Origin of the sequence: Enterobacter sp. KB-280D8 (assembly GCF_041399405.1) — a bacterium.
Lineage (GTDB): Bacteria > Pseudomonadota > Gammaproteobacteria > Enterobacterales > Enterobacteriaceae > Enterobacter > Enterobacter cloacae_N.
In genome coordinates, this window is sequence record NZ_JBGKEC010000004.1 from 275,165 (window position 1) to 301,521 (window position 26,357).

The 26,357-nt window shown below is 57.5% G+C and carries 30 protein-coding genes; 13 read left to right on the top strand and 17 right to left on the bottom strand.

Annotated elements, in window-relative coordinates; genetic code table 11:
* The first annotated feature begins 42 nt into the window (after positions 1-42).
* Positions 43-246: a YbdD/YjiX family protein gene (locus tag AB8818_RS14270; RefSeq protein WP_116342321.1), complete on the top strand. Its 204-nt coding sequence runs from the start codon at positions 43-45 to the stop codon at positions 244-246.
* Positions 247-256: 10 nt separating this feature from the next.
* On the top strand, positions 257-1,210 hold the full coding sequence (gene yjiA / locus AB8818_RS14275) for a GTPase (RefSeq protein WP_192981906.1): 954 nt from the start codon (positions 257-259) through the stop codon (positions 1,208-1,210).
* Positions 1,211-1,273: 63 nt separating this feature from the next.
* Here yjiA and AB8818_RS14280 read toward each other — a convergent pair whose 3' ends face one another.
* Complete coding sequence (locus AB8818_RS14280) at positions 1,274-2,632, bottom strand: esterase-like activity of phytase family protein (RefSeq protein WP_371199911.1); 1,359 nt, start codon at positions 2,630-2,632, stop codon at positions 1,274-1,276.
* Between the two features lie 410 nt (positions 2,633-3,042).
* On the opposite strand from AB8818_RS14280, the gene AB8818_RS14285 reads away from it, so the two are divergent.
* Together AB8818_RS14285 and AB8818_RS14290 are read left to right on the top strand one after the other, a co-directional pair.
* Positions 3,043-3,588, top strand: coding sequence for a YfaZ family outer membrane protein (locus AB8818_RS14285; RefSeq protein ID WP_116342315.1), 546 nt, complete (start codon positions 3,043-3,045; stop codon positions 3,586-3,588).
* Positions 3,588-3,908: a hypothetical protein gene (locus tag AB8818_RS14290; RefSeq protein WP_116342313.1), complete on the top strand. Its 321-nt coding sequence runs from the start codon at positions 3,588-3,590 to the stop codon at positions 3,906-3,908. The genes AB8818_RS14285 and AB8818_RS14290 overlap by 1 nt, the downstream gene beginning before the upstream one ends.
* Before the next feature lie 45 nt (positions 3,909-3,953).
* On the opposite strand, the gene AB8818_RS14295 is transcribed toward AB8818_RS14290, so the two are convergent.
* Positions 3,954-5,324 carry an NAD-dependent succinate-semialdehyde dehydrogenase gene (locus tag AB8818_RS14295; protein ID WP_116342311.1) on the bottom strand — a complete coding sequence of 457 codons (1,371 nt, stop codon included), beginning with the start codon at positions 5,322-5,324 and terminating at the stop codon, positions 3,954-3,956.
* 151 nt (positions 5,325-5,475) lie between these two features.
* On the opposite strand from AB8818_RS14295, the gene AB8818_RS14300 reads away from it, so the two are divergent.
* The 3 genes from AB8818_RS14300 (at position 5,476) to AB8818_RS14310 (ending at position 8,202) form a co-directional block, all read left to right on the top strand.
* Positions 5,476-6,219 carry an AraC family transcriptional regulator gene (locus AB8818_RS14300; protein WP_116342309.1) on the top strand — a complete coding sequence of 248 codons (744 nt, stop codon included), beginning with the start codon at positions 5,476-5,478 and terminating at the stop codon, positions 6,217-6,219.
* Between the two features lie 47 nt (positions 6,220-6,266).
* Positions 6,267-6,899: a LysE family translocator gene (locus tag AB8818_RS14305; RefSeq protein WP_192981902.1), complete on the top strand. Its 633-nt coding sequence runs from the start codon at positions 6,267-6,269 to the stop codon at positions 6,897-6,899.
* 121 nt (positions 6,900-7,020) lie between these two features.
* The gene (locus tag AB8818_RS14310) at positions 7,021-8,202 is read left to right on the top strand and encodes a restriction endonuclease (RefSeq protein ID WP_192981900.1); all 1,182 of its coding nucleotides are present in this window, start codon (positions 7,021-7,023) and stop codon (positions 8,200-8,202) included.
* 51 nt (positions 8,203-8,253) lie between these two features.
* On the opposite strand, the gene tssD is transcribed toward AB8818_RS14310, so the two are convergent.
* From tssD to AB8818_RS14325, 3 genes are read right to left on the bottom strand one after another with little or no spacing between them, the layout of a single operon-like run.
* Positions 8,254-8,745, bottom strand: a complete 492-nt coding sequence (gene tssD / locus AB8818_RS14315; protein WP_192981898.1) for a type VI secretion system tube protein TssD — start codon at positions 8,743-8,745, stop codon at positions 8,254-8,256.
* A complete protein-coding gene (locus AB8818_RS14320) occupies positions 8,746-9,258 on the bottom strand; it encodes a hypothetical protein (RefSeq protein WP_192981896.1) in 513 nt (170 codons plus the stop codon).
* Entirely contained in the window at positions 9,258-9,620 is a 363-nt protein-coding gene (locus tag AB8818_RS14325; RefSeq protein WP_192981894.1) for a tlde1 domain-containing protein, read from the bottom strand. The genes AB8818_RS14320 and AB8818_RS14325 overlap by 1 nt, the downstream gene beginning before the upstream one ends.
* Positions 9,621-9,862: 242 nt before the next feature.
* On the opposite strand from AB8818_RS14325, the gene AB8818_RS14330 reads away from it, so the two are divergent.
* Positions 9,863-11,134, top strand: coding sequence for a DUF445 domain-containing protein (locus tag AB8818_RS14330; RefSeq protein ID WP_166710011.1), 1,272 nt, complete (start codon positions 9,863-9,865; stop codon positions 11,132-11,134).
* On the opposite strand, the gene AB8818_RS14335 is transcribed toward AB8818_RS14330, so the two are convergent.
* The 7 genes from AB8818_RS14335 to AB8818_RS14365 form a co-directional block, all read right to left on the bottom strand.
* Positions 11,131-12,207 carry a DUF2955 domain-containing protein gene (locus tag AB8818_RS14335; RefSeq protein ID WP_116342301.1) on the bottom strand — a complete coding sequence of 359 codons (1,077 nt, stop codon included), beginning with the start codon at positions 12,205-12,207 and terminating at the stop codon, positions 11,131-11,133. The two genes, AB8818_RS14330 and AB8818_RS14335, sit on opposite strands and share 4 nt — an antisense overlap.
* Positions 12,197-13,264 carry an HlyD family secretion protein gene (locus AB8818_RS14340; RefSeq protein ID WP_116342299.1) on the bottom strand — a complete coding sequence of 356 codons (1,068 nt, stop codon included), beginning with the start codon at positions 13,262-13,264 and terminating at the stop codon, positions 12,197-12,199. The genes AB8818_RS14335 and AB8818_RS14340 overlap by 11 nt, the downstream gene beginning before the upstream one ends.
* Positions 13,261-13,731: a MarR family winged helix-turn-helix transcriptional regulator gene (locus AB8818_RS14345; protein ID WP_116342297.1), complete on the bottom strand. Its 471-nt coding sequence runs from the start codon at positions 13,729-13,731 to the stop codon at positions 13,261-13,263. Before AB8818_RS14345 ends, AB8818_RS14340 begins: the two co-directional genes overlap by 4 nt.
* A 553-nt stretch (positions 13,732-14,284) precedes the next feature.
* Complete coding sequence (locus AB8818_RS14350) at positions 14,285-14,980, bottom strand: helix-turn-helix transcriptional regulator (protein ID WP_163330747.1); 696 nt, start codon at positions 14,978-14,980, stop codon at positions 14,285-14,287.
* Positions 14,955-15,350, bottom strand: a complete 396-nt coding sequence (locus AB8818_RS14355) for an amino acid-binding protein (protein WP_163330746.1) — start codon at positions 15,348-15,350, stop codon at positions 14,955-14,957. The genes AB8818_RS14350 and AB8818_RS14355 overlap by 26 nt, the downstream gene beginning before the upstream one ends.
* Entirely contained in the window at positions 15,343-15,666 is a 324-nt protein-coding gene (locus AB8818_RS14360) for an antibiotic biosynthesis monooxygenase (RefSeq protein ID WP_163330745.1), read from the bottom strand. Before AB8818_RS14360 ends, AB8818_RS14355 begins: the two co-directional genes overlap by 8 nt.
* A 75-nt stretch (positions 15,667-15,741) precedes the next feature.
* The gene (locus AB8818_RS14365; RefSeq protein WP_192981891.1) at positions 15,742-17,157 is read right to left on the bottom strand and encodes an aldehyde dehydrogenase family protein; all 1,416 of its coding nucleotides are present in this window, start codon (positions 17,155-17,157) and stop codon (positions 15,742-15,744) included.
* 100 nt (positions 17,158-17,257) lie between these two features.
* Here AB8818_RS14365 and AB8818_RS14370 point away from each other — a divergent pair, with 100 nt between their 5' ends.
* The gene (locus AB8818_RS14370; protein ID WP_192981888.1) at positions 17,258-18,160 is read left to right on the top strand and encodes a LysR family transcriptional regulator; all 903 of its coding nucleotides are present in this window, start codon (positions 17,258-17,260) and stop codon (positions 18,158-18,160) included.
* Here the strand turns inward: AB8818_RS14370 and AB8818_RS14375 are convergent.
* The gene (locus AB8818_RS14375) at positions 18,147-18,626 is read right to left on the bottom strand and encodes a carboxymuconolactone decarboxylase family protein (RefSeq protein WP_014882392.1); all 480 of its coding nucleotides are present in this window, start codon (positions 18,624-18,626) and stop codon (positions 18,147-18,149) included. The two genes, AB8818_RS14370 and AB8818_RS14375, sit on opposite strands and share 14 nt — an antisense overlap.
* 101 nt (positions 18,627-18,727) lie before the next feature.
* On the opposite strand from AB8818_RS14375, the gene AB8818_RS14380 reads away from it, so the two are divergent.
* Positions 18,728-20,116, top strand: coding sequence for a PLP-dependent aminotransferase family protein (locus AB8818_RS14380; protein ID WP_163330743.1), 1,389 nt, complete (start codon positions 18,728-18,730; stop codon positions 20,114-20,116).
* A gap of 40 nt (positions 20,117-20,156) precedes the next feature.
* On the opposite strand, the gene AB8818_RS14385 is transcribed toward AB8818_RS14380, so the two are convergent.
* Positions 20,157-20,318, bottom strand: a complete 162-nt coding sequence (locus AB8818_RS14385; RefSeq protein WP_116342282.1) for a DUF1127 domain-containing protein — start codon at positions 20,316-20,318, stop codon at positions 20,157-20,159.
* Between the two features lie 176 nt (positions 20,319-20,494).
* Between AB8818_RS14385 and AB8818_RS14390 the strand changes: the two genes are divergently transcribed.
* Entirely contained in the window at positions 20,495-21,913 is a 1,419-nt protein-coding gene (locus tag AB8818_RS14390; protein ID WP_116342280.1) for a PLP-dependent aminotransferase family protein, read from the top strand.
* Positions 21,914-22,408: 495 nt separating this feature from the next.
* Here the strand turns inward: AB8818_RS14390 and AB8818_RS14395 are convergent, their stop codons facing one another.
* The 3 genes from AB8818_RS14395 to AB8818_RS14405 all read right to left on the bottom strand — a co-directional run bounded on the left by AB8818_RS14395 (position 22,409) and on the right by AB8818_RS14405 (position 25,089).
* The gene (locus AB8818_RS14395) at positions 22,409-23,530 is read right to left on the bottom strand and encodes a cupin domain-containing protein (protein ID WP_192981885.1); all 1,122 of its coding nucleotides are present in this window, start codon (positions 23,528-23,530) and stop codon (positions 22,409-22,411) included.
* A gap of 122 nt (positions 23,531-23,652) precedes the next feature.
* Positions 23,653-24,255, bottom strand: coding sequence for an ATP-dependent Clp protease proteolytic subunit (locus tag AB8818_RS14400; RefSeq protein WP_047363979.1), 603 nt, complete (start codon positions 24,253-24,255; stop codon positions 23,653-23,655).
* Positions 24,256-24,318: 63 nt separating this feature from the next.
* Positions 24,319-25,089, bottom strand: coding sequence for a DeoR/GlpR family DNA-binding transcription regulator (locus AB8818_RS14405; RefSeq protein ID WP_192981882.1), 771 nt, complete (start codon positions 25,087-25,089; stop codon positions 24,319-24,321).
* Positions 25,090-25,170: 81 nt separating this feature from the next.
* Here AB8818_RS14405 and AB8818_RS14410 point away from each other — a divergent pair, with 81 nt between their 5' ends.
* Positions 25,171-25,557 carry a VOC family protein gene (locus AB8818_RS14410; protein WP_192981879.1) on the top strand — a complete coding sequence of 129 codons (387 nt, stop codon included), beginning with the start codon at positions 25,171-25,173 and terminating at the stop codon, positions 25,555-25,557.
* A gap of 179 nt (positions 25,558-25,736) precedes the next feature.
* Positions 25,737-26,354: a response regulator transcription factor gene (locus AB8818_RS14415; RefSeq protein ID WP_192981876.1), complete on the top strand. Its 618-nt coding sequence runs from the start codon at positions 25,737-25,739 to the stop codon at positions 26,352-26,354.
* The last annotated feature ends 3 nt before the right edge of the window (positions 26,355-26,357 follow it).

The following is a 26,357-nucleotide window of genomic DNA, read 5'->3' on the forward strand; positions in this document are numbered from 1 at the left end:
AAGCCCTGCGAATGCAGGGCTTGATTCTTATCAGGATTTGCGATGTTTGGTAACTTAGGACAAGCGAAAAAATACCTCGGTCAGGCGGCGAAAATGCTGATTGGCATTCCGGACTATGACAACTATGTTGAGCATATGAAGACCAATCATCCGGACAAGCCGTACATGACCTACACCGAATTCTTCCGCGAGCGTCAGGAAGCGCGCTACGGCGGAAGTGGAGAAGGCGGCGTCCGCTGCTGCTAAAGGAGAGACCATGACCCCGATTGCCGTTACCCTGCTGACCGGTTTCCTCGGCGCCGGTAAAACCACCCTGCTGCGCCACATCCTGAACGAGCAGCACGGCTTCAAAATCGCCGTCATCGAAAACGAATTTGGCGAAGTCTCGGTTGACGATCAGCTGATTGGCGATCGCGCCACTCAGATCAAAACCCTCACCAACGGCTGCATCTGCTGCACCCGCTCTAATGAATTAGAAGACGCCCTGCTGGACCTGCTCGACAGCCGCGATCGTGGCGACATCGACTTTGACCGTCTGGTGATCGAGTGCACCGGCATGGCCGACCCCGGCCCGATCATTCAGACCTTTTTCTCCCATGAGATTCTTTGCCAGCGCTACCTGCTGGACGGCGTGATTGCCCTGGTGGATGCGGTTCACGCCGACGAGCAGATGAACCAGTTCACCATCGCCCAGTCTCAGGTGGGCTACGCCGACCGCATCCTGCTGACCAAAACCGACGTGGCGGGACCCAGCGAAAAACTGCGCGAGCGGCTGACGCGCATTAATTCCCGCGCGCCGATTTACACGGTGACGCATGGCGACATCGATCTGTCTCAGCTGTTCAACACCAACGGCTTTATGCTGGAGGAGAACGTCACTGCGAAACCGCGCTTCCACTTTATGTCCGACAAGCAAAACGACGTGGCGTCGATTGTGGTGGAGCTGGACTACCCGGTGGACATCAGCGAGGTCTCCCGCGTGATGGAAAACCTGCTGCTGTCGTTTGCCGACAAGCTGCTGCGCTACAAAGGGATGCTGTGGATCGACGGTGAGCCGAACCGCCTGCTGTTCCAGGGCGTACAGCGCCTGTACAGCGCCGACTGGGATCGCCCGTGGGTCGATGAACCACCGCACAGCGTGATGGTGTTTATTGGCATACAGCTGCCGGAAGAAGAGATTCGGGCGGCGTTTGCGGGTCTGAAGAAATAACCGCACCAAACAATCCCCTCTCCCCTGCGGGGAGAGGGTTAGGGTGAGGGGTAACGCCTGGTATTATTTCAACGCCTCCGGCAGCGTCACAATCCACAGTTCGCTGTCCGATTCCGGCTTCTTCAGCGGCTTCACGCTGAGCGTGGTTTCCACCGGTTTATCATCCAGCGTCAGCTTGCCTTCCGCGTTCACTCGATAATCCTTGAGCTTTTTGCCCTCGACCGGGTGCTGCATCGCCACCTTCACGCCAAAGTCGTTATCGTTCGCCACCGCAAGCCGTTTGCTGTCGATCAGCGCCAGCCCTTCGGCCTTCTCCTGCTGCCAACCCAGCGCGCGCAGATCGACGACCTGCGTTTTTGCAGCAAGAGTAATGCCGCGCTGCACCAGGGTTTTCTCATCATCAAACTCCGGGTACTCGCCCGGCTTGTCGAAGGCGGTCAGGTCGCTCGCCTTGCTCAGATCCACCTTGTAGATAAGGTTACGCATCGCGTCGTTTTTATCCTCACCCTGCTCAATCAGCAGGATGTGCTGGTCATCCAGTGCCACGATGTCGCCGATTTTAGCATCGCTGTTTTTGCTGTAGGTCGCGCTGTCGATGGGGTAGCCGTACATCGCCGTTTTCCCGGTCGCCGGGTCGAAGCTGACCAGACGCGTAAACAATGCCTGCTTTTTGCTCTTACCGTCGATATCCAGCGTGCTTTGCACGGCGGCGATAATACGCCCGTCCGGCATCCGGGTCAGGCCTTCAAAGCCACGGTTCGGCTGGCGCCATTTGATAACGTTTGGCAGACCGCCCGCGATGGATTTTTCCCCTTCCGCGGCCTGCGGCCCGTGGATCGCCAGAATTTTCCCTTTACCGTCGACGTTAATCAGGAACGGGCCATACTCGTCGCACAGCCAGAAGCCGCCTTTGCCGTCCGGGGTGATGCCTTCCGTGTCCAGACCGCGGTTGTCACCCTTCAGAATTTTGAGGGTATCGCTGAACGCTACTTCATTGGTGGAGCCAATCACGCCGCTTTGCAGCGGCAGGCCGTTAATCTCGCCTTTATCATCATGCAGCGGGCGGGCATCCGTTGCCTCAGCTTTGCCGTTCTGAACGCGGATAGTCATCAGTAGCGGCGCGAAATCCGGAGTGACAAAAATTTTGGCTTCGTTTTTGCCCATTTTGGGCGCATCGGCGTTGGGACCGCGATCGGTCACGGTCGCGAAGGTAAGGGCATCGCCCTGCTTGCCCGTAAACAGCAGGCCAGAACCAATCCCCACCGGGAGTCCATTCGGAAACGCGTCGGCAAACGCGCCGTTGTATTTTACGTGTGAGCCGTCAGGGAAGCTGACGACATAGCGCTCCGCCGTGGGCTGCGCCGCCAGGCCAGAGAAAGAGAGCGCACAACCGATAAGCACAGGAATAATTTTTCTTTTCATATTGTTAGTATCCAGAAAGTGAAGCCCACAACGTAATGAACAAACGTGTCAGAAAAATGACATAGAACGAAAACGTGGCCGGGCATCTGAACGAATATTGACCACAAAGATGTAAAAAATTGTTTTTTTATATGATTTTAGAAATGGAATTGGAAATTATTAGAATCCCAATTAATTCATCTCAAATTACTATCCCCGGCTTGTTCAGATTTCGTTTAGTCACAAAATTAAACTGTTCCTCAACGCCTGAAATTTGTGCGTTGACACACCAACAACCCAACCTTGGCGTTACAAATAAAGATAAAAAAATTAACAATACCAGCATTAAAAGTCGATTTGCATCACATTTGCAGTCATAAACATCGCTTGTTAAGGTGCCCCCAGATTAATTTGATGATGAGGCACGAAACATGAAAAAAATGAATATCCTTCTTCTTTCTGCTCTGGCTGCCGTATCAGGTTCCGCACTGGCAATGGGCGGCAGCATTGAACAGGGTAAAAACTTTACCAACCTCAATCTGGAAATGGGGAAATCCTCATCCGGTGTTTATCTCGAAAGTAACTGGCTGAAAAACACCGACGACGGTACCCAGACTGGCGGCGTGGGCGCAGGGTACAACCTGGAAGTGGGCCCGGTGATGCTGAACGCGGGCGCAAAAGCCATCTACATCGGCCCGAAAAAAGGCGATAACGGCGTTGCTTTCCCGATTGGCGGCGGCGTAAACGTTGCGCTGACCGACAGCATCCACGTGTACGGTGAAGGCTATGCGGCACCAGAAGGCCTGAACAACAGCGTGAAAAATTACGTGGAAGCCAACGGCGGCGTAAGCTGGACCCCAATCAAACCGGTTACGCTGAAAGTGGGCTACCGCCACGTGAGCGTTGACGGCAAAGATGGTCGTCCAAACCACACCCTGATTGACGGCGCATATGTCGGCGGTGGAGTCAGCTTCTGATGAAACACCGCATCACCGCGCTTTGCGTTTTGAGCCTCACGCTGATGCTCACCGGGTGCGTCCAGTACAAATGGGTAAAACCGGGCGTGAGCGATACTGAGATGAATAAAAAGCTCACGGAATGCGAAGCACAGGCCCTGATCGATCTGCCCCCGGATAACGTAGTGACCGGTTCGAGCTCGGAAAAAACGGACAAAAAGAACAAGAAAAAGGATATTTCCACGAGCTACACGGTAGAAGACGCGAATGAATATCGCCGGGATACGTTAGTCGACAGCTGCATGTTTAAAAGCGGCTGGGACAAGATCGAAGTGCAATAATCCCTTTAAAAAAAACCTGCCGTCTGGCAGGTTTTTTATTACCTCTTACTTACGCACCACCACCAGCTTCTGGTTCACAAACTCTTTGATACCCAGATCCGACAGCTCGCGCCCGTAGCCGGAGCGCTTCACGCCGCCGAACGGCAGCTCTGGCGCGGTATCGGTGAGCCAGTTGATATACACCATCCCGGTCTCGATCCGCGACGCCATTTTCTTCGCGCGCTCGATATCCTGGCTGAACACCGCCCCGCCCAGGCCGTAGTGGGAGTCGTTCGCCAGCGCGACCGCCTCGTCGTCGTTTTTCACCACGTACATCTGCGCCACCGGGCCGAAGAACTCTTCAAAGTACGCCGGGTTGTCGCGGGAGATATTCGTCAGGATCGTCGGTTCGAAGAAGCTCCCGTCGCGCTGCACCGGCTTGCCACCATAGTGCAGTGTGGCACCGTTTTTCACCGCCTCGTTAACCTGTCTGGTGAGCGTTTCCAGCGCATCTTTAGACGACAGCGGCCCCAGCGTGGTGCTCTCGTCCAGCGGATCGCCAATTTTCACCTGCTTAAACGCTTCGGTGAATTTGCTCAGGAAGGCATCCGCAATCTTCTCATGCAGGATAAAGCGCTTCGCCGCGGTGCAGACCTGCCCGGCGTTGTTGAGTCGCGCATTCACGCCAATTTTGACGGCCTTCTCCAGGTCTGCATCATCCAGCACGACGAAGACGTCGTTACCGCCCAGTTCCAGCGTAGATTTTTTGATGTGCTTCGCCGCCTGCGCGGCCACCACGCTGCCGGCCTTTTCAGAGCCGGTCAGCGCTGCGCCCTGTACGCGATCGTCGGCAATGATGTTCGCCACCTGCTCGGACGAGATAAACAGGTTGGTCCACGCCCCTTCCGGCGCCCCCGCCTCGCGCACCAGGTGCGCAAACGTCTCGGCGCAGTGCGGCACGATGCTGGCATGCTTGGCGATGACGGGGTTCCCCGCCGCCAGGTTCGGCGCCAGAACGCGCATCAGCTGGTAATAAGGGAAGTTCCACGGCTCAACGGCCATCAGCACGCCGATGGGGTGATGCTCCACCCACGCTTCCCCGAGTTCAGAGTCATACTTCACCGGGGCCAGGAACTGCTTCGCGTTGTCGGCGTAGTAGCGGGCGATCTGCGCGCACAGCTTCACCTCGCCGCGGCTCTGTTCGATGAGCTTACCCATCTCCTGGCTGGCGATTTTCGCCAGATCCTCCACGCGCTCGTCGATCAGGTCGGCGAGCTTATGCAGCACCGGCAGGCGCTGGTTGATGTCGCCTTTCGCCCACTCGGAATGATAAAGCGCATCGGCCGCCCTGAGCGCCGCTTCGATATCCGCGTCGGTATGTGAGGGGTATTCTTTGATGAGCTGGTTAGTGGCAGGATTTACTGTCTGATAAGCCATGTCGAATCTCCTTGTTTTACCGCTTAGGGTATTAAGGGTAGTCAACATGACTGGCGATGGACGTAAAGTTGGGTATATCCGGAAGGTTCTTAATGAAGCGCTGCCAGACGGTTCGCTGACGTGGTATAAAAAACCTCCAGAAGGAGTTTCCATGACCGATACCCGACACGTTCGCCAGACTTTTCACCGCACCCAGGGCCTTGAGCTGCGCAGCACCTGGCAGAGCACGCAGGCGTACAAACGCCATAGTCACCCTCAGCTCTCCATCGGCGCGATTGTGGAAGGCCAGACCTGCTGCGTGTGTCATGACAGAGAGTACATCCTTCATCCCGGGGACCTCATTGTGATCCCGGCCTCTGCGCCGCACAGCTGCAACCCCGTCGCCGGGCAGCCGCGCAGCTACCATATGCTCTATATCGACACCGAGCTTCCGCTGGCGCTACAGGTGATTCGCGACCCTACGCTCTTTAGGCACTACCTTGATATTGTTGAGACGATGTCGCCTGCATCCCTGGACACGCTGCTTTCTGCCCTTCCCCGCTGCGCGTATAACGCAGACGCGCTTCGCTCAACCAGCCAGCAGGTTCAGCAGGCATTTCTTTGCGATCTCACCTGCCCGCCCTCTCTCGAAGAGCTTGCACAACGCTTCTCGCTGCGCAAGGAGACGCTGATCCGCACCTTCCGGCAGGACACCGGCCTGACGCCGGGCAGCTTTCTCAACGTCTCCCGCGTGGAGTTCGCCAAAGCGCGGCTGCGCGCCGGGGACGACATCGCCGACGTCGGCTACCAGAGCGGCTTTGCCGACCAGAGCCATTTTCATAAGACCTTCGTCAGCTATACCGCCGCCACGCCGCGCCAGTACGCCACGGGCCGATCAATATCAGACAATAAATAGGTTCTGCAGCACCGTACTCTTACCTCAGATTGTTAACTGAGGTCGCTATGGAACTGTTCTTCCCTTCCGCTTTTCTCGCCCTGGCGCTGGCGCATTTTGTTGCGCTGTTGAGCCCGGGCCCGGATTTTTTCCTGCTTGTGGGCTACGCGGCGCGCTATCGGCTGCGTGGCAGCGCCGGGCTGTGCGTCGGCATCGCCGCGGGTAACGCGCTCTATATTGTTCTGGTGATTATCGGCTGGAGCGCGCTGCGCCAGTTTACGTGGCTGTTTACGCTGATCGAGCTTTGCGGGGCGCTGTATCTGCTGTGGATCGGCTCGCATCTGGTGCGCAGCCGACCACAGGCGCTGGCGCTGAATGAAACCCACCAGCGCTGCCCTTCGCTGCGCAAGCAGATCCTGCTGGGGCTCGGTTCGGCGCTGCTTAATCCGAAGAACGCGCTTTTCTATCTGGCGCTAATGACGGCGCTGCTGGGGCCGGACGTCACGCTGCTTCAGCAGGCGACCTGCGGCGTCTGGATGGTGATGGTGGTGCTGGTGTGGGATCTGGCGCTGGTATCGCTGATGGGGCTATCGGCGGTTCAACAGAAACTCAGCCGTTCGCTGTGGTGGATTGAGCGCACGGCGGGGGTGGTGTTGATGGGGTTTGGCGGGTGGGTGTTGTGGCGGCTGGCTATGGAGTAGTGTTTTGCCCGCATAGAAAACCTATAAAGCCATTATTACCTTACAAAATAAGTGACTTAGTTATTAGTATTTCTTCCCTGACGTGGCAAGCTAAAGCCACAGCAATCGTTAAGGGAACAACGTGAAAAATTACAAAGTCATCACGCCACTTTTTCCAACCTATGCGCAGGTTCAGGCAATGATGAAAGCCGTCTCCGGTTACTCAGTGAATTCTGTACGTAACATGATCAGTGCGATTCAGGAACAAACCGGCACGCCGCAAAACCCGGTCGACTGGTCCGAACCTGATATGTGGATCAACGAACGCCTGCAAGGCGAAGACGCTGAGATCGCATTGCGGATCTGGAACCAGGATAACCACATTCTCAATCCCCGACATAGCTACGGTAGCTATTTGTTTCTTAACTCTTCTGTCTTCGAACTGATGGAAACGACCCCGAAAGATACCTGGGTACCCACCCAGCGCGGGCAACAATTCCTGAATAATGACGATGCCACGTTACACGCGCTCGACGATAAAGAAGGGTTACTGCAACTTCTTGAACTGTTGGCTGGACGTGAAATGTCCCGTCGTGCTGACTTACTCCCTGAATGGCAGGCTTTCTTACACCAGCATTCAAAATTCGCTTCTACCAGCTCCATCAAAAGCACGCTCTACTCGCGACTCTATAACCTGATCGACCGCGATATGGTCGCCCGGGAAGGGATGAGTTACTACATCACCGATAAAGGCCGCGCATGGTTAGCAAATGCCCTACCGGCCCGAAAAGCCGACCCACGAAAAGAACTTCTGGACGCGGTGAAGCGCTATAACCACCAGCAAAAAGAGCAGCTTCGCGAACAAATCAGCACCATGAATCCCTACAAGTTCGAGCATTTGATTGGTCAACTTCTGGAGGCGATGGGTTATGAACAGGTGGAAGTGACTAAAGCGTCGGGCGATAAGGGAGTCGATGTCGTCGGCAGAGTACAGGTGGGCATTACCACCATCACGGAAGTGGTACAGGTTAAGCGTATGCAGAGCAATATCACCCGTCCTGTTATCGACCAGTTACGAGGTGCGTTGCCTTATCACAGCGCGATCCGGGGCACACTGATTACCACGGGGCGTTTTGCCGGGAACTGTGAAAAAGCTGCTCTGCATCCCGGTGCGGCTCCTATTACCTTGATAGATGGTGACCGGCTGCTAGAACTGCTTATTGAAAATAATGTCGGCATTAGACGCAGCAACGCGGTCGAGCTGCTGGATGTGGATTTACAGCTTTTTGATGAGCTGGAAGAGGGATTAAAAGGCGAAATTTAACGTCATCGCGCTCTGTCTCCGGGAAACCTTCCGTCTCCCGGAGACACTTAATCAGGCCCCTAACCGATAATCCCAGTCATCCGAATGAATAACGTTGCCGTCTCGGTAATGCCAGGTAATCTTTTCATAACGAAGCAAAACAAGCTCAAGATGGCCCTGTTTTTCATGGTAAGTCTCTTTCACGTCATGCATCAGTGAAAAAACCGTGACGACCTTCACCGCTTCCAGCGTTATCGTGAAATAGATTTCTTCCTGGCCTGCATCATTGATCCTGTACAGGTCTACAGTCGCTTTCCTGAGCGTACCGCCCGTGCTGAGTGCTTTATAAAGAAAAACGCTGGAGGCATCAATTTCCTTTTCAATGAGAAAAGGGCGATGCTGGCGTTTGCTCAATGCTCTGCCATTATGCAGATCAGAGTTATAGCTTACATTATGATAGAGCCCTAAAACCTCAATCTGGTTTTCACGGTCTTTAATTCTCACACTCCCTTTTATGATCTTACCCGAATCGTCAGTTAATGACATATATCCCGGAATGGCCATTTAATTATCCTTATCGAATGGAACAGAGTGTTCAACGGTGGCGATCATAACCGCGAGACATCTTTTACCCGCCGGACTTTTAACCTTAAACATCTCCCTGATTGAATCGACATAAAGCTTATTACTCTCTGCTTCCGTCTCAGGGAAATTGGCAAAAGCACAAATTTGTTCAATAGTGAGCAACGGTTTTTCGTCATTTAAGATTGCTAAAACACCCGAAGGGTTATGCGGGATAGCATTTGAAAGCGCCGCCTTTAGATCTTCAGCCGTACTGGCGTCTACACCGGGTTCAAGGGCACTCGCTACGGCTAACCATGCCTGAGTTCCTTTACTTATCTCTGGAATGACATGATTCCACCATTCCGACTCACCGCTATCATTAGCATACAATGCTGCTACAACACGCCTTACACCTTTATCGTTTATCATCTGAATAATCTGCGCCGGAGTGTGGTTTTTGGCAAAGAGAGCCATCGGAGCACATAAGAAGAGTAGCGCAATCATATATTTCATTATCGCACCACCAGTATTGTGTCACCTGAATCATAAATCATATGACGCTTGTCCTGGCCGTTCATAATGATGCAACCTGCTGATGCCGAGCCTGGCGGTTGACCTTTTTTATCCCCATGAATCTGAAAATGATCTCGCCCAAACGTATTGGTGCCCGCTATAGGTTCAAGAATAAGTGCTTCTGCGCTTTTATGATTGTTCCACCCTGCGATAAAATAAATACCCCGTGGAATAGGGCCTTTGTTCCTTTGCCGCTCACACTCGGGTTTATCTTTCGATTCACCCGCACCGCTGTAGCACTTTGCGATAAACTCGCCATTATGACTCAATACTCCCGTTGACACTTTATATTCCCATGTCATAAATCACTTCCTTTCCATGTAAAGCCCTCATCTTATTAAAAATAAGAAAATCAAAATAACAATGTCCATCACAAAATATTCAACCAGGACTTAAATAAGCACAGAAAATTTAGAAAAGACAATGATGGATGAATTCAAACCATATATTTTTTCGATAACAAATATTCGTTCACGCACGAAGTTTTTGCACGGTCCTTAAGCCCTCTTTGCATTTTTGGTTCACTTCCCTCTATCCTTAACCCATGGAAAAAATCGCTGAACTCAAACGCGCCAAGCTTCTTGCGCTGTCGCTGCTGCTGGTTGCCGCCGCGGCGTTTATCACCACCCTGTTCCTGCCGCAGACCTTCTGGGTGCGCGGCGTGAAGGCCATTGCCGAGGCGGCGATGGTCGGCGCGCTGGCGGACTGGTTTGCCGTCGTCGCGCTGTTCCGCCGGGTGCCCATTCCGTTTATTTCGCGTCATACGGCAATTATTCCGCGCAATAAAGACCGGATCGGCGACAATCTCGGCCAGTTCGTGCAGGAGAAGTTTCTCGATACCCAGTCGCTGGTTGCTTTGATCCGCCGCTATGAACCCGCGCAAATGATTGGCGCCTGGTTCAGCAAGCCCGACAACGCCCAGCGCGTCGGGCTGCATCTGATGCAGGTGATGAGCGGTTTTCTCGAACTGACCGATGACGGACGCATTCAGCGCCTGCTTAAACGGGCGGTGCATAAGGCCATCGACAAGGTGGATTTCACCGAGACCAGCGCCGTGATGCTGGAGAGCATGACCAAAAACAACCGCCACCAGGTGCTGCTGGACGCCATCATCAACCGCCTGATTACCCTGATTCAGCGGGAAAGCACGCGAGAGTTTATCTCTGACCAGATCGTCCACTGGCTGAAGACCGAACACCCGCGCAAGGCGATGGTGCTGCCCACCGAGTGGCTGGGCGATCAAAGCGCGGAGATGGTGTCAAAGGCGGTGAATACCCTGCTGGACGATATTAGCCACGATCGCACGCACCAGATCCGTCAGGCGTTTGACCGCGCCACGCTGAAGCTTATCGACAATCTGAAAAACGACCCGGAGATGGCGGCCAAAGCCGACAACATCAAGCACTACCTGAAAAACGACGAGGCGTTTAACCGCTATCTGGGGGAGATGTGGGCCGACCTGCGCCAGTGGCTGAAGGCGGATATGCAGAGCGAGGACTCCCGCGTGAAGCAACGCATCGCCAACGCCGGGCTGTGGTTTGGCGAAACGCTGTCTAACGACGCCAGCCTGCGGGCGTCGCTGAACGAGCATCTGGAGCAGGCCGCGCACCGCCTTGCGCCGGATTTCGCCGCGTTTCTGACCCGCCACATCAGCGACACGGTCAAAAGCTGGGACGCCAAAGACATGTCCCGCCAGATTGAGCTTAACATCGGCAAAGACCTGCAGTTTATTCGCGTCAACGGCACGCTGGTGGGCGGGACGATTGGCCTGATCCTGTTTTTACTCTCGCAGTTGCCTGCCGTGCTGGGGCATTAATCTACTTTGGGCGGCGCGATGACGTAGCGCGTTGCCTCGAAGCGGTTGAGGATCAGGTGCACCAGGAAGACCATCGTCAGCGTCGCCACCAGCGAAAATGTCACGGAGGTGATGCGGTAGAGATCGCTGAACACCAGATCGCTGTCCGGGTGCATGTTCTGCCCGAACATAATGCCGATAGTGGTGATGCTGGAAAAACCCACGCCCGCGCCCACTTTCTCCATCACGTGCAGACGCGCGCCAAACGCCAGCCCGAGGCCAATCAGCGGCATCATCAGCAGCATATGGCTGCTGTGATCGTAGAGGATAAGCTGCACCACCAGAATATAGAGGCAGCCCAGCACCACCCCGGCCACGCGCCAGATGGAGCTCATCACCGCGCCGCGATAGTGCATCGGGAACAGGATCAGAATCCCTGCCATCAGCGCAGAGAGCGAATCGCTTAAGTCGCTAATCTGAAACACCACGAAAATCATCGTCGCGACGCTGCCGGAGAGCAGCGACTCGTGGCGCACGCGGGCGTCGTCTTTCTCAATCAGCGGCGGCGGCTTGCGGGGCTCAACGTCTGGCAGCAGGTAGTTCATCAGCGCGCTCAGGCACACCGCCATCACGCTCGCTTCGATGTTGGAAAACAGCAGCGTGTGCCAGTTGGTGGTGGGGTAGCTCATAAAGTTGAGCATTACGCTCTGGCACACCACGCCCATCGAGCCAAACAGGAACAGCGGCCCTTTGCTCATAAAGCGAAAACGCATCACGTACAGGGCAAACACCACCAGCGTCATGATAACCGGCCATTGCGACAGATAGCCGATGATAATCACCATTTCGATGCAGTTTAGCGATGCGCTGAAGATAAACTGCTTCGCCACGTGGCGGTTAAACACCGGCACCAGCGACAGCAGCATGATCGGGTAGACCACGAAAAACACGCCATAGCTGGTGTTGTAGAAGCTCGATATGCTCAGGGCAATCATCCCGGCAAAGACGATGCGCAGGGTCTGGCGAAAGTCGTTTGCCGTATAGACGATGTTGCCGTGCGGGGTAAACACCCGCGCCAGCGTATTAATAGACATAGTGCAACAGGCTCACCAGGTGGATCTGCATCCCTGAGAAGAAGCGCGCAAACGGCCCTTCGCTGTTATAGAGCTGCACGGTTGCCCGCGCGCCGGTTGGCAGCGGCTTCGGCAGCGAATCATCCAGCGTGACGTGAATGCGCATGCGCTGGGCGTCTCGTACCCAGCGGTTAGAGGTCTCCGGCTGGGAGAGCTGGCCGTTAACCGCCTCCTGGCCTGCGAGGATCCCCGCGTCACTGCTGGCCACGTGGGCGCGGAACACCTGCCCCGGGAAGGCGTCAAACACCACGGCGGCATCGGTGCCCTGATGGGTATGGCGCAGGCTCTTCTCGCGGAAATCGGCCACGATATCGGTCTGGTTGTTTACCAGCGCCAGCGCGGCGGAGCCGGATGAGGCGTAAAAACCAGGGCTTAACTGCAGGTTACTGACCGTGCCGTCCGCCTGGGCGTAGACCTTTGTCCAGCCGAGGTTCAGCTCTGCTTCATCCAGCGCGTTGCGGTATTTTTGCAGCGTCACGTTGCGGTGCTCTTCGCGCTCGCCGCGCTGGATGCGCAGGTTCCGGATGTTGGCCTGAATGGAGCTGACGGACTGCTCGCTGCTCTGCCAGGCGGTGCGAACTTTATCCAGATCTGCCTGCGAAACGTTCTGTAACGTGCTCAGTTTCTGGTAGCGGTCAAAGGTCACTTTGTCGTTCCGCGCCGTCAGCACCGCGGTTTTCAGGCTGGCCTGCGCGGCGGCGATCTGCGCGTCCAGCTGTTCGTTGGACAGGCGTGCCTGCTCCAGCGCGATTTGCGCCGCTTCCACTTTATTGCGAAACGGCGTGTCGTCGAGCTCAAACAGCAGATCGCCTTTCTTCACCTGGCTGTTGTTGTGGACATGTACCGCCGCCACGTAGCCGGAGACGCGCGGAGAAACCGGCGTCACTACGCGCATCACGGTGGAGTCCGGCGTCAGCGGGATCCAGATATCCGCGACGACAAAATAGATAAACATCAGCAGGAAAGAGGCAATACTCACCCTTACCCAGCGGGCAAACTTTTGTTCAGGGGTCATTATTTTTCGGTCTTGTTGTCTTCTTCGCGGATTGTCCGCAAATTGCAGGCGATTTGATTCAACGTAGCGCTGAAAATCTCGATATGTTCCGGCGCGATGTGTTGCGATACGCGCGCCTGATAGGTCTCAATCACCTGAGTGAGCCTTTTTAATATGGCTTTTCCCTCAGGCGTCAGCGTCAGAAGCCGGATGCGCTTGTCATAAGGCGATGTGGTGCGCAGCAGGTAACCCTGTTTTTCCAGCTGTGTCAGGGTGCGCATCAGCGGCGGCAGTTCAATACCCTGCACCTCCGCCAGCTCACTCATTGAAACGTTATCCCCGAGCTGATGAAGCTGCATCATCACCGTCCAGCTCGACTGGGTTAACCCGGTATCGAGAATGGCGTCATCGATCACCGCACGCCACTGGCGCACGATCATCGCCATCCGCATGCCCATCGGCCTGCGGCTAAACAGTTCTTCTTCACTCATGGGGAAACCTCTCGTCACACGCAGGCAAGATAATAGTTATCAGGGTAAGTATCAAGAAACGAGAGGTAAAAGCGCAGGAATTGCGAAAAGGATGTTCCCGCTCTCCCTGTGGGCTGAGGGCTCCCCACAAAAGAATGCCAGCACGGACGCCCCCCTCTCCCTTGAGGGAGAGGGCTGGGGTGAGGGGGAACATACGGCTCTGGTGGTCATTCCGTTCACCTTATGTTCCTTGCTACTCTTTGATTCCTGTATCGGTGAACGTGCCAGGGCGGCTCAATCGCCGCCGCCCTGGCGACCCGGGCTCCCGGCGGTAAATCGCCGCTTCGCGGTGCCCTCGGCTTATTCCTTTCGGCTTATCGGGGACGGGCGGAGGCAACGTCCATGTAAAGCCCGCCCTCTCGGCGCATCCCTGCGCCTCGCCCCGGCCTGCAGGAAACGCCTCAGCGATTTACAGCCGGACCAGGGCGTCGCTGAAAGCCATTCATTTTCCTGAAGCAACATCCATCGCTTCAGGTAGAGAAATTACTGGGGATTCCTCAGCCCGCAGAGGAATTTAGCGGCTAAAATACTTCCTGACGGCAACCTTCCCCGTCGCCGTCACCACTACCTCCCTGTACCCCGGCACCCGCTGTATCCACCCTTTGCTTTCCAGATGAATAAGCAGCGCCGCACCCGCCTCGCCGCCAAGGTGAAACCGCCGCTCGCTCCAGTCCAGACAGGCGCAGCAGGCCTTGCGACGGGATTGAGAATTTATCGGAATCCCAAGCTTCATAAACTGCTCCCGGCCATGCAGTGTGAGCGCTGAACCGTCTGACTCCAGCCAGCCTTCTGCCTGCATGAAATCATAGATTTGCACCGCGACCGTTCCGGCAAGATGGTCGTAGCAGGTTCGCGCTTCCCGCATGGCCTTCGGCGCGGTGGTTTCCGGCGGCGCAATGCGGCTCCAGGAGAGCCCCATCATCTGTTCGACCAACTCCGCCACGTCGTGCCCCGCCAGACGATAGTAGCGGTGCCGCCCCTGAGACAGGCAGGTAATCAACTTTCCCTCCACCAGCCGGGCGAGATGCCCGCTGGCGGTCGACGGGGCGACGTCTGCCGCGGTGCTCAGTTCGGTGGCGGTCCATGCTCGCCCGTCCATCAGCGCGCACAGCATCTTCACCCGCGACGGATCGGCCATTGCCGCCGCCACCGCCGCGATGGCCTGTTCCAGCGCCACGCTGTTATCAGTCGGTAAGCTTGTCTTTAACATGTGCCGCCCAGGGTTCGGTGATCTCTGCGGCCAGCTTATCATCATCCGTCAGCAGAATAAGGTGATTTGCATGGTCGCTGTACTGGGTAAGAACAGACACACCGCGTGCCGCCAGCGCCGCCGCAATTTCACCCAGCTCGCCGGGCCGCTCCTGTTTGAGTTTTCTGATAACCGGCCTGCACACCGCCTGCACGATAAACCCGGCCTCCATCAGCACGCGGCGGGCTTTTTCCCCGTCCTCCACCAGGAAATGGGCATCGGTACCGAATACGCCGCCGCCCTCAAGCCCCACGCCGTTGCGCCCCAACAGCTCTCCAAAGCGCGCCAGCTCGCCGGGCCTGTCGCTGAAAATCACGTGAACGTCATACATCCGCGTGCCCTCCGGTTTCGGAACTGTATTCCCGCACCAGCTGCGCCACCCGAATACGGTAGAAAGTAAAAATCGACTCCCGCCCTTCGGCCTGCGCCGCCTGATGGAAAACGTTCTGCTTCCAGCGGCGGACGGCCTCTTCATCCCGCCACCAGGAAAGGGACAGGATTTTGCCGTCGGTCGTCAGGCTCTGGAACCGTTCGATATCAATAAAGCCGTCGATGTCGGCCAGCAAAGGCTTAAGCTCTGCGGCAAGCTGCAGGTAGCGCGCCTGATGGGCAGGCGCGGCTTTGGCTTCGAAAATGACTGCGATCATGAGGGTCTCTCCGCTGTGATGTTGAGGAGAGAATGCGGGATGGAAAAGCACAATGCTTCGGTAAAGAGCGAAGTTTTAGCCCAGAACCGACCTCGGCTCCATAAACGCCCTAATCCCCCACTCGCCCATCTCGCGCCCCACGCCGGAGTACTTAAACCCGCCGAACGGCGCTTTCGGTTCATGGGCAAGGGTGTTCACCAGCACGCGACCGGAGACAATCTGCTGCGCTACGCGGCGCGCGCGCTCCGCATCGCCGCCCAGCACCATCGCGCTCAGGCCGTAGTCCGTGTCGTTGGCAATCGCAACAGCCTCCGCCTCGTCACGATAGGGGATGACGCACAGCACCGGGCCAAAAATCTCGTCACGGGCAATCGTCATCCGGTTGTTCACGTTGGTAAACAGCGTCGGGCGCACAAACCAGCCGTCTCGCGTCCCGTCCGGTCTCCCTTCACCACCCGCCAGCAGATGCGCCCCCTCTTCGATGCCTTTACGGATATAGCCCTGCACCCGCAGCCACTGCTTTTCGCTGACCATAGGGCCGACGTCCGTCGCGCTGTCGCGCGGGTCGCCGGATTTCACCGCCGCCACGGCCTGCGCCAGCGCGGTTTCAATCTCCGCCTTACGCGCCTGCGGCACCAGAATGCGCGTTCCGGCCACGCACGCCTGCCCGCTGTTCATAAACCCGGCCTGAATCACCAGCGGGATCGCCTGCGCCAGATCCACATCATCCAGCAGGATGGTCGGCGATTTACCGCCTAACTCCAGCGTTACGCGCTTAAAGCTCTCCGCCGCATTGCGCAGGATCGCTTTGCCGGTATTCGTGGAGCCGGTAAACGAGATTTTTGCCACGTCCGGATGGCGGCTGATGGTCTCACCTACCGTCTCGCCGCGTCCGGTGACGATGTTAAACACGCCCGGCGGCAGTGCGGCGTCGCGCAGCGCTTCGGTGACAATCTGCGTTTGCAGGGCGCTCATTTCGCTCGGCTTGATGACCGCCGTGCAGCCCGCCGCCAGCGCGGCCGCCAGCTTGCCGCAGATAAACCCGGCGTCGCTGTTCCAGGGTGTGATAAGCCCGGCCACCCCAAGCGGCGTCATCTGCACCGTTGCCGCGCCTGCGGAGGTGACGAACTCAAACGCCTCCAGCGCCTCGATGGCCTGAGCAATCACCTCCGCCGGATAGCTGGCCATCCACGCCGAGCGCGAGGCGGGCGCGCCGTACTCTTCAACGATCGCGTCGAGCAGATCGTCGTGGCGAGCGGCCACGGCGGCGTGCATGCGCTTCAGCACCGCGATGCGTTCCTGCTTTGTGGTCTTCGACCACGCCGGAAACGCCGCTTTCGCCGCCGCAACGGCGCGCTCTGCGTCAACCTCATCCGCCAGACGTACCTGCCCTATAACCTGCGCCGTCGCCGGGTTGTACAAATCAAACCACTCGGTGCCGTGCGGGGTAACAAATTCGCCGTTAATAAAGATCTGTTCGATGGTGTGCATATAAACCTCCTCAGGCTGTGTGAGCACAGTCTGGCACGGCTTCTCCGTTGCGATAATCCACGCTATGCTGCAAGGGTTGTTTCGATTTTCAGGATAATCTATGCATCGTTCAGGTCTGACAGAGCTGGAAGTGGTCATGGCGGTGGTGCGGCGCGGCAGCTTTCGCGGCGTGGCGCAGGAGCTGGGCATGTCCGCCACGGCGGTAAGCAACGCCATCGCCGGGCTGGAGAGCCGCCTTGATACCCGCCTCTTTAACCGCACCACCCGCAGCGTGGCGCTCACCGACGCCGGACAGCGATACGTGGCGCGTATCGGCCCGGCCCTGCAGGAGATCCGTCTCGCCGGCGAGGAGATCCACAGCGACACCGGGGAACCCGCCGGCACGCTGCGTCTGAACGTGCCGAACCATATCGGCACCCTGTTTCTGGACCAACTGCTGATCGACTTTATGATCCGCTATCCGAAGATGCGCGTGGAAACGGTGAGCGAAGCGAGGATGATCGACATCGTCGCGGAAGGCTATGACGCGGGGATCCGCCTCGAAGAGTCCGTGCCGCAGGATATGATCGCCGTGCCGCTGACCGGGGAGATCCGCCAGCTGGTCACCGCCACGCCGGACTATTTTGCCCGTCACGGCATTCCGCAGACGCCGGACGATCTGCTTTCACATCAGGGGATCGGCATGCGCATGGCCCACGGCGGGATCTACCGCTGGGAGCTGGCGCGTCGGGGGGAAACGTACGCCCTTGCCGTACCGCCGCGCTTTGCGACATCCGATCTTTTTGCCTCGATCCGCGCCGTAAAGGCGGGATTAGGGGTAGGATTTTTGCCGGAACTGTATATCCGGGAAGAACTTGAGAATGGAGAGCTGGTGAGCGTTTTAAACGACTGGGCGCAGCCCTTTGCCGGGCTGCGCCTCTATTACCCCGGCCATCGCCACGTCCCGCCGGGATTACGGGCGCTGGTGGCGATGATCCGCGAGCGCGGAACTATTCCAGGTTAGCCTTATTCAGCCCGTAAGCCGCGTCCAGCGAGCCCGGCGCCATGCGGGAGGTGATCCCCAGACGGTTCCAGGCGTTGATCGCCACGATGGCGAAGTTCAGCTCTGAAATCTCCACGTCCGAGAAGTGCTCCGCCACGCTGCGGTACAGCGCGTCGCTCACGCCGTGAACGCCAATCTGGGTCAGCGCTTCGGTGAAGGCCAGCGCGGCTTTCTCCCGGGCGCTGAACAGCGGGGACTCGCGCCAGGCCGCCAGATGGTACAGGCGCAGCTCGCGCTCGCCGGCAATTTTGGCCTCTTTCGAGTGCATATCCAGGCAGAAGGTACAGCCGTTCAGCTGCGATACGCGAATGTCGATCAGATGCTTCAGCGCCGGGTCGATGGAGGTTTTTGCCACCTCCATGCTCAGGGCAGACAGCGCGTTGGCGAGGGCAGGTGTAACTTTATGGTGGTTAACGCGAGTGCTCATTGTCTTTCCTCTTTTTGTGCGGCATGTGTCATGCGATGAGGCAAATCTACGCCGTTCATGACATAGTAAAAAGATACAAAAAGCGTGAAATGAGGTAGGACATGAAGCCGGGCTATCACGAGATTTATACCCGCTATCGCGACAACATCACGCGCGGGGTGCTGAAGCCGGGCGATAAGGTGCCTGCCATCCGCGTGCTGGCGGAAGAGTTGAAGGTGGCGCGTAAAACCGTCGAAACGGCGTATGCCATTCTGACGGGTGAAGGGTATCTGGTGAGCCAGGGCGCGCGCGGCACGCGGGTTAACCCCGATTTACTGCTGCCAGATAAGCCTGCACCTGCGGAACAGCCCACCGGAGCGCTTCCGGCATCGCTCATCAGCCAGCGAGAGCGGGCGGGGTTTCTGCGCCCCGGCATCCCCGCCCTCGACAGCTTCCCGTATAAAAAATGGCTGCTGCTGGCGGGCCAGGCGACGCGCGCCATGCGTCAGGAAGAGATGCTCAACCCGCCGGTGCTGGGCTGGTATCCGCTGCGCCAGGCCATCGCCAGCTATCTCAACATTTCACGTGGGCTGTCCTGCAGCGCCGAACAGGTGCTGATCACCAGCGGCTACAGCGGCAGCCTGCGGCTGATCCTCGACACCCTCGCCAGCCGTAGCGACAAGGTGGTGTTTGAGGATCCGGGCTATTTTATGGGCCAGCAACTGCTCAAGCGGATCGTGCCGCGCCTGCACACGGTGCCGGTCGATCGTTCGGGTATCGATACCGAGTACCTGCTCCGTCACCATCGCGACGCGCGTTTTGCCATCGTCACCCCGTCGCACCAGAGCCCGCTGGCGGTGACGCTCTCGCTGCCGCGCAAGCAGCAGTTGCTCGACTGGGCCAGCCAGAACGAAGCGTGGATTATCGAAGATGATTATGACGGAGAGTTTCACTACACCCGCAAGGTGCTGCCGTCGCTGAAAAGCCTCGACCGGCATGACCGGGTGATTTTTATGGGCACCTTCAGTAAAACCATCATGCCGTCGCTGCGCATGGGCTACGTGGTGATGCCCGCCAGCACCGTCGGGGCTTTTACCGACTGCGCGGACATTACCACAAGCGGCCAGCCGGTGCTGACGCAAAAGATCCTCACCGCGTTTCTCAACGAAGGGCATTTTTTCCGTCATTTGAAAAAGATGCGCGCGCTGTATCAGACCCGCCGCGACTGGATGATTGCCGCCCTGCGCGAGGTGTATGGCGATCTGTTTTTCACCGAGCAAAACGACGGCGGAATGCATGTTGTGGCGTTCCTGACCAAAGGAAGCTGTGACCGGGAAGTGGCGCGCTGCTGGCAGGAACAGCAGCTGCAGGTGAACGCGCTTTCGGAGTGGTATCGCGGGTCGGGCAAACGCTACGGGCTGGTGATGGGCTATAACAACGTGCGGTCGTATCAGGAGGCGCTGGATTTGCTGGAAAGGCCGAAGCGGCAGACGCTTGCGCTGTTGAGCTGAACGTCGCCGGGTGGCGGCTACGCCTTACCCGGCCTGCGGTTTAAATATCATTGCGGGATAACCCAACGTCCTTGAGCTGCTCGTCGCTCATCTGGCTCAGGATGCGGCGGGTGCGGTTGATGCGATACCAGCTGCAGATCGTTTTGCCGATCCAGACAAACACAATAAACGGACGTTTTGAACGGTTTTCGTAGAATTCCATGATGCTCTCCTCGCTGTGCCAGTAGGGTTATCATCCTGGAAATCGGCCCGTGCAATACAGACTCAAAAACAACTTTTTTTTAACATACAGATCCGCTAAAACAGTATCTGCATGCCAATTTTTACGGCAATCTGTACTGGTTTTATAATCTGTATGGTGAAAACAAAGGATACAGCATGACGCGCTATCAACATCTGGCCAACCTTCTGGCAGAACGCATTGAACAAGGGCTGTACCGCAGCGGCGAACGTCTGCCGTCGGTGCGCGCGCTGAGCCAGGAGCACGGCGTGAGCATCAGCACCATACAGCAGGCCTACCAGATCCTCGAAAACCTCCAGCTCATCACACCCCAGCCGCGCTCCGGCTATTTTGTCTCGCAGCGCAAGGCCCAGCCGCCTGTCCCGGCCATGACCCGCCCGGTTCAGCGCCCGGTGGACGTCACCCAGTGGGACGAGGTGATGATGCTGCTGGACGCCCGCGCCGACAAAGAGATGATCTCCTTCGGCGGCGGCTCGCCGGACGTGAATCAGCCGAGCCTGAAGCCCCTGTGGCGCGAGATGAGCCGCATCGCGCAGCATAACCCGAGCGAGATGCTGAGCTATGACGTGCTCGACGGGCGCCTGGAGCTGCGCGAGCAGATCGCCCGCCTGATGCTGGACAGCGGCTCTACCGTGGCGGCGAACGAGATTGTCATCACCAACGGCTGCCACGGCGCGCTGTCGATCGCCCTGCTCTCGGTATGTAAACCGGGGGACATCGTGGCGGTAGAATCGCCGTCTTTCCACGGCACCATGCAGATGCTGCGCGGGTTTGACATCAAGGCGATTGAAATTCCTACCGATCCCGAGACCGGGATCAGCATCGAGGCGCTCGAGCTGGCGCTGGAGCAGTGGCCGATCAAGGCGGTGATCCTGGTGCCCAACTGCAATAACCCGCTCGGCTTTATCATGCCCGAAGCGCGGAAAAAGCAGGTGTTAGCCCTCGCCCAGCGGCACGATATCGTGATTGTGGAGGATGACATTTACGGCGAGCTGGCGGCGGAGTACCCGCGCCCTCGCACTATTCATTCGATGGATATCGACGGCCGCGTGATCCTCTGCAGCTCGTTTACCAAAACCGTGGCGCCGGGCCTGCGCGTCGGCTGGATTGTGCCGGGGCGCTATTACGACCGGGTGATGCACATGAAATACGCCGCGGGCGGGTTTAACGTGCCGGGCACCCAGATGGCGGTGGCGGCGTTTATTCGCGACGGGCATTACCATCGCCACGTGCGCCGTATGCGCCAGATTTATCAGCAGAATATGGAAACCTACACCTGCTGGGTGCGGCAGTATTTTCCGGCAGAGATTTGCGTCACGCGCCCGCAGGGTAGCTTCCTGCTGTGGATTGAGCTGCCGGAGAAGGTCGACATGGTGTGCGTCAGCAAGCAGCTGTGTCGGCTGAAGATCCAGGCCGCGGCCGGGTCGCTGTTTTCCGCCTCCGGGAAGTACCGCAACTGTCTGCGGATCAACGTGGCGCTGCCGCCGACGGAGAAAAATCGCGAGGCATTGAAGAAGATGGGCGAGGCGATTGTGATTGCGATGGAGGAGGGCTAGTGCGGCCTGGTGCCCTCACCCCGGCCCTCTCCCACAGGGAGAGGGATCCCCACAAAATAATGCCAGCACGGACGACCCCCTCTCCCTTGAGGGAGAGGGCTGGGGTGAGGGGGAACATACAGCTTTGGTGGTCATTCCGTTCACTTTATGTTCCTTGCTACTCTGTAACGACATGACCGGTGAACGTGCCAGGGTGGCTCAGTCGCCACCACCCTGGCGACCCGGGCTCCCGGCGGTAAATCGCCGCTTCGCGGTGCCCTCGGCTTATTCCTTCCGGCTTATCGGGTACGGGCGGAGGTAACATCCCTGTAAAGCCCGCCCTCTCGGCGCATCCCTGCGCCTCGCCCCGGCCGGAAGGCAAACGCCTCAGCGATTTACAGCCGGACCAGGGCGTCGCTGTAAGTCTTCAATCTTTCTGAAACAACGTTATTGCTTCTGTTTAATCATTACTGGGGATTCCTCAGCCCACAGGGAGAGGGAGAAAACCGTGCCGTACTACTCGTCGAAGTACCAGTACCCCTGGTTAATCAGCCCGGTGAGCTCTTCGACAAACGCCGGGTTATTCAGCGCATCGCCCAGCTCGGCCTGCCCGAGTTCGGTGTAACGGCACAGCGCATCCGCCGCCTTCGCGTCCACCGTATCCAGCTGCTCGCTGTTGATGAAGAAGCTGCCGTTGACGTTCAGCACGCGCAGGCCGCTCAGGCGAGACAGCGTTTCGCCGCCCTGCAGCGCGTCCAGCACCTCTTCCGGCGCGTACGGCGGCTCGGCGGCAGCAATGTCCAGCTCGTGGCGCGGCGTGGAGACAAAGCTGCCGAACCATTTTGTGAAATCATCCGGCTTGCCGATCATGTCGATCATCATCTGACGAATGCGATCGAGCTCGTACTGCTCCACGCGGCCCGGATGTTCGCGACAGGTCAGATCCGGATCGCTGTAGTGCTCGCCGCCCAGATCGTTTTCCAGTGCGTAATCGGCGAAGCTGCTGATCAGATCGCGACCGTTCGGCCCGCGGAAGCCAACGGAGTAGTTGAGCGCCGTCTCATGGGTAAAGCCGTCGTGCGGGAATCCAGGCGGGATGTAGAGGATATCGCCCGGGGCCAGATCTTCGTCAATAATCGGCTCAAACGGATCGACATGCAGCAGCGCCGGATGCGGGCAGAACTGACGCATCGGCAGCTTGTCGCCCACGCGCCAGCGGCGGCTGCCCATCCCCTGAATGATAAACACGTCGTACTGATCGATATGCGGACCCACGCCGCCGCCCGGCACGGAGAAGGAGATCATCAGATCGTCCAGACGCCAGTCCGGCAGGACGCGGAACGGACGCACCAGCTCCGCCGCGGGCATATGCCAGTGGTTCACCGCCTGCGCCAGCAGCGACCAGCCGGTTTCGCCCAGATCGTCAAAGTGCTCAAACGGACCATTGCTGGCCTGCCACTTGCCGTTGAAATGGCTCACCAGGCGACTATCGACTTCCGGCTCCATCGCCAGGCCAGCCAGCTCGTCCGGGGTAATCGGGTCGACAAAATTTGGGAAGGCATTTTTCAGCACTACGGGTTGTTTTTGCCAGTATTTCTCAAGAAATTCCGGCCAGTTCAGGTTCAGTTGATACGCCATGGGTAGCACCAGTGAGAGGGGAAACAGGCGCGATTATAGGCAAGAAGGCAGAGGGGGAACTTGTCATGGGTCAAACGAGGGCGTGTAGGTCGGGTATCACCCGACCTACACGCCGCGAAAACTTAATCCAGGTTCAGCTCGTCATAATGGGTAATCAGTTTACCCACGATGCCGTAGTCCAGCGCTTCTGCCGGAGACATCCAGAAGTTGCGGTCGGTGTCTTTTTTCACTTTTTCCAGCGGCTGGCCGGTGGCGTCGGCGATCAGCTTGTTCACGCGATCCAGCATGCGGATGATCTCGCGCGCTTCGATCTCAATATCCGTTGCCTGACCGCGCACGCCGCCCAGCGGCTGATGGATCATAAAGCGGGTATTCGGCAGCGAGTAGCGGTGCTCTTTTTTCGCCGCAAGGAAGATGGTGATCCCGGCGCTCGCCACCCAGCCGGTGCCTATGACATGCACTTCCGGGCGAATGAATTTGATGAAGTCGTGGATGGTATCGCCCGCTTCCACGTGGCCGCCCTGGCTGTTGATGTACAGCTTGATTGGATCGTTGCTGACACTTTGCAGCAGGATCATCTGGGTGATCACTTTCTGCGCCAGCTCCTGGTTGATCTCACCGGAGATAACAATCGAACGGGACTCCAGCAGTTTTTGCTGCAGAGCGCCCGCGCCGCTTGACCCTTCCGCTTTATCCTTGTCGCTTTCTTTCAGTGTGTAGTGCATTGTTACGTCCTCAGCATTTAGCGCTCAAAACCAGAGTGTAGCCTGTTTTACCCGTGAAAGTCCTCAGGCGCACACAATGCGAACACCCTGCGCCGCCAGCGCGTCAAAAACGCCCTGCTCCATCCCCTCTTCCACCACCAGCACGTCAATGTCGCGGCACTTCGCTACCACAAAGCGCGCGACGCCAGGAAGCTTGTCTGCGGTCAGGGCCACAATGGTCTGGGTGCTCCGGGCAATCACGGCTTTTTTAAACTCGCAGTCGGCAAAATCAAACCCCGTAAGCCCCGCCTCAGGATCCATCGCACAACCGCCGATAAAGGCCTGATCGAAGATAATGTCCTGAATCTGGCTCGCCGCCGTGGCGCCAACCGTTCCGCCGGACGCTCGCTGGACCTGCCCGCCGGTGACAATCACCTCGCACAGAGGATGAAGCAGCAGCTCTGCAGCAATCGCCGGAGAATTGGTCACCACCGTGACGTTAAGATCCGCCGGAAGGGCTTTTGCCAGCGCCAGGTTTGTTGTCCCTGCGTCGATAAAAATGCACCCACCTGTCTGAACCAGCGTTGCTGCTTTCTGCGCGATTGTGTGCTTTTCTGCACTTATTTTCTGCTCACGGCTGAAAAAACTGCCCGCATCCGGAAGCTGAAGCACCGCGCCGCCGTAGACCTTTTTACAATAGCCCTCTTTGCTAAGTTCATGTAAATCACGGCGAATAGTGTGCTCGGACACGTTCATCTGGCTCGCCAGCTCGGTACAGACCACCCTTCCGCTCTCCTGAAGGATCTGTCGGATCCGCTCTTGTCGCTGTTCAGGAAAAGCTGCACAATCGAGCATTTAAAGTCCTTTGAAAAGTCTAATCGAGTATCAATGCGCATAATGTTGCATAACCGCGCAACACAAACAACGAGGGTAACTATGAATATTGCACATGTCGCACTCTGGACCCGCAGCCTGAACGCACAGGTTCAGTTCTGGGAAACGGTTTTTAATGGCCGCAGCAACGAACGCTACGTCAGTAAAAATCGCCCCGGTTTCGAATCACACTTTATTACCCTGGATGACGGGCCGACCATCGAGCTGATGACGCTGCCGGACCTGCCGGACGCCCCCGCGCACCCGGAGTTTATCGGCTGGGCGCATATCGCCATCAACGTCGGCAGCAAAGCGCAGGTGGACCGCATGGCAGCGCAGGCGCAGGCAAACGGCACGCTGCTCAGCGCCCCGCGCATGACCGGAGACGGCTTTTATGAAGCGGTGATCGCGGACCCGGACGGCAACCGCATTGAGCTTGTCGGTGCATAAAAACAGCGTTTCGCTCCTTCACCGCCCCTGCCCCGGCTCGCTATACTTCATATGGTTATCATATTGTTAAATGATAATGATAGTTAATGTGTTAAGATGAAAGGCAGCATAAACAGTCCCTTACGTACCCACCGGGACGGTTTGCATCCTCGACATTTAAATCAGCACCGGGGCGGTGAATGGAACACATTGTGTATGTGGTTGATGACGATGACGCAGTCAGGCAGTCCGTAATCGGGCTGCTGGAATCAGCGGGCCTGAACGCCGTCGGCTTTTCATCGGCAGAAGCGTTTCTTCAGCATCGCTTTGAGGATCTGCCGTCGTGCGTGATCCTCGACATGCAAATGCCCGCCATCTCGGGCTTTGAGGTGGCTGACGCGCTCAAGGACAGCGGGCGCGAGATCCCGATTATTTTTCTCACCGGCCACGGCACTATTCCGATGTCGGTGCGCGCCATTAAAGGCGGCGCGTACGAATTTCTCACCAAGCCCGTCGAATCCACTGCGCTTATCGACGCCATTGAATCCGCGCTTCAGCTGGCGGAACACAACGCCGCGCGCAATAAAGAGCACTACGCCCTGAAGCAGCGCCATCTGTCCCTCACGCCGCGCGAGCACGAGGTGCTTGAGCTTGCCATCACCGGCAAGCTCAACAAGCAGATTGCCGCCGAGCTGGGCGTCAGCGAGATCACGGTGAAGGTGCACCGCCGCCGCGTGATGGAAAAAATGCAGGTACGCTCCGTGGCGGAACTGGTCAGGGCCGTTGAGCGCCTGACCAAAAGCCAGCCCGCGGAGTAACGT

Coding starts and splice junctions, on each gene's coding strand:
- AB8818_RS14285 (WP_116342315.1), top strand. CDS start 3,043: ATGAAAAAAATGAATATCCTTCTTCTTTCTGCTCTGGCTGCCGTATCA.
- AB8818_RS14405 (WP_192981882.1), bottom strand. CDS start 25,089: ATGCTCGATTGTGCAGCTTTTCCTGAACAGCGACAAGAGCGGATCCGA.
- AB8818_RS14400 (WP_047363979.1), bottom strand. CDS start 24,255: ATGCACTACACACTGAAAGAAAGCGACAAGGATAAAGCGGAAGGGTCA.
- AB8818_RS14300 (WP_116342309.1), top strand. CDS start 5,476: ATGACCGATACCCGACACGTTCGCCAGACTTTTCACCGCACCCAGGGC.
- AB8818_RS14270 (WP_116342321.1), top strand. CDS start 43: ATGTTTGGTAACTTAGGACAAGCGAAAAAATACCTCGGTCAGGCGGCG.
- AB8818_RS14370 (WP_192981888.1), top strand. CDS start 17,258: ATGCATCGTTCAGGTCTGACAGAGCTGGAAGTGGTCATGGCGGTGGTG.
- AB8818_RS14335 (WP_116342301.1), bottom strand. CDS start 12,207: ATGTCTATTAATACGCTGGCGCGGGTGTTTACCCCGCACGGCAACATC.
- AB8818_RS14295 (WP_116342311.1), bottom strand. CDS start 5,324: ATGGCTTATCAGACAGTAAATCCTGCCACTAACCAGCTCATCAAAGAA.
- AB8818_RS14330 (WP_166710011.1), top strand. CDS start 9,863: ATGGAAAAAATCGCTGAACTCAAACGCGCCAAGCTTCTTGCGCTGTCG.
- AB8818_RS14280 (WP_371199911.1), bottom strand. CDS start 2,632: ATGAAAAGAAAAATTATTCCTGTGCTTATCGGTTGTGCGCTCTCTTTC.
- AB8818_RS14350 (WP_163330747.1), bottom strand. CDS start 14,980: ATGTTAAAGACAAGCTTACCGACTGATAACAGCGTGGCGCTGGAACAG.
- AB8818_RS14415 (WP_192981876.1), top strand. CDS start 25,737: ATGGAACACATTGTGTATGTGGTTGATGACGATGACGCAGTCAGGCAG.
- AB8818_RS14360 (WP_163330745.1), bottom strand. CDS start 15,666: ATGATCGCAGTCATTTTCGAAGCCAAAGCCGCGCCTGCCCATCAGGCG.
- AB8818_RS14345 (WP_116342297.1), bottom strand. CDS start 13,731: ATGAGTGAAGAAGAACTGTTTAGCCGCAGGCCGATGGGCATGCGGATG.
- AB8818_RS14385 (WP_116342282.1), bottom strand. CDS start 20,318: ATGGAATTCTACGAAAACCGTTCAAAACGTCCGTTTATTGTGTTTGTC.
- AB8818_RS14305 (WP_192981902.1), top strand. CDS start 6,267: ATGGAACTGTTCTTCCCTTCCGCTTTTCTCGCCCTGGCGCTGGCGCAT.
- AB8818_RS14355 (WP_163330746.1), bottom strand. CDS start 15,350: ATGTATGACGTTCACGTGATTTTCAGCGACAGGCCCGGCGAGCTGGCG.
- AB8818_RS14365 (WP_192981891.1), bottom strand. CDS start 17,157: ATGCACACCATCGAACAGATCTTTATTAACGGCGAATTTGTTACCCCG.
- AB8818_RS14390 (WP_116342280.1), top strand. CDS start 20,495: ATGACGCGCTATCAACATCTGGCCAACCTTCTGGCAGAACGCATTGAA.
- tssD (WP_192981898.1), bottom strand. CDS start 8,745: ATGGCCATTCCGGGATATATGTCATTAACTGACGATTCGGGTAAGATC.
- AB8818_RS14320 (WP_192981896.1), bottom strand. CDS start 9,258: ATGAAATATATGATTGCGCTACTCTTCTTATGTGCTCCGATGGCTCTC.
- AB8818_RS14395 (WP_192981885.1), bottom strand. CDS start 23,530: ATGGCGTATCAACTGAACCTGAACTGGCCGGAATTTCTTGAGAAATAC.
- AB8818_RS14325 (WP_192981894.1), bottom strand. CDS start 9,620: ATGACATGGGAATATAAAGTGTCAACGGGAGTATTGAGTCATAATGGC.
- AB8818_RS14380 (WP_163330743.1), top strand. CDS start 18,728: ATGAAGCCGGGCTATCACGAGATTTATACCCGCTATCGCGACAACATC.
- AB8818_RS14375 (WP_014882392.1), bottom strand. CDS start 18,626: ATGAGCACTCGCGTTAACCACCATAAAGTTACACCTGCCCTCGCCAAC.
- yjiA (WP_192981906.1), top strand. CDS start 257: ATGACCCCGATTGCCGTTACCCTGCTGACCGGTTTCCTCGGCGCCGGT.
- AB8818_RS14410 (WP_192981879.1), top strand. CDS start 25,171: ATGAATATTGCACATGTCGCACTCTGGACCCGCAGCCTGAACGCACAG.
- AB8818_RS14290 (WP_116342313.1), top strand. CDS start 3,588: ATGAAACACCGCATCACCGCGCTTTGCGTTTTGAGCCTCACGCTGATG.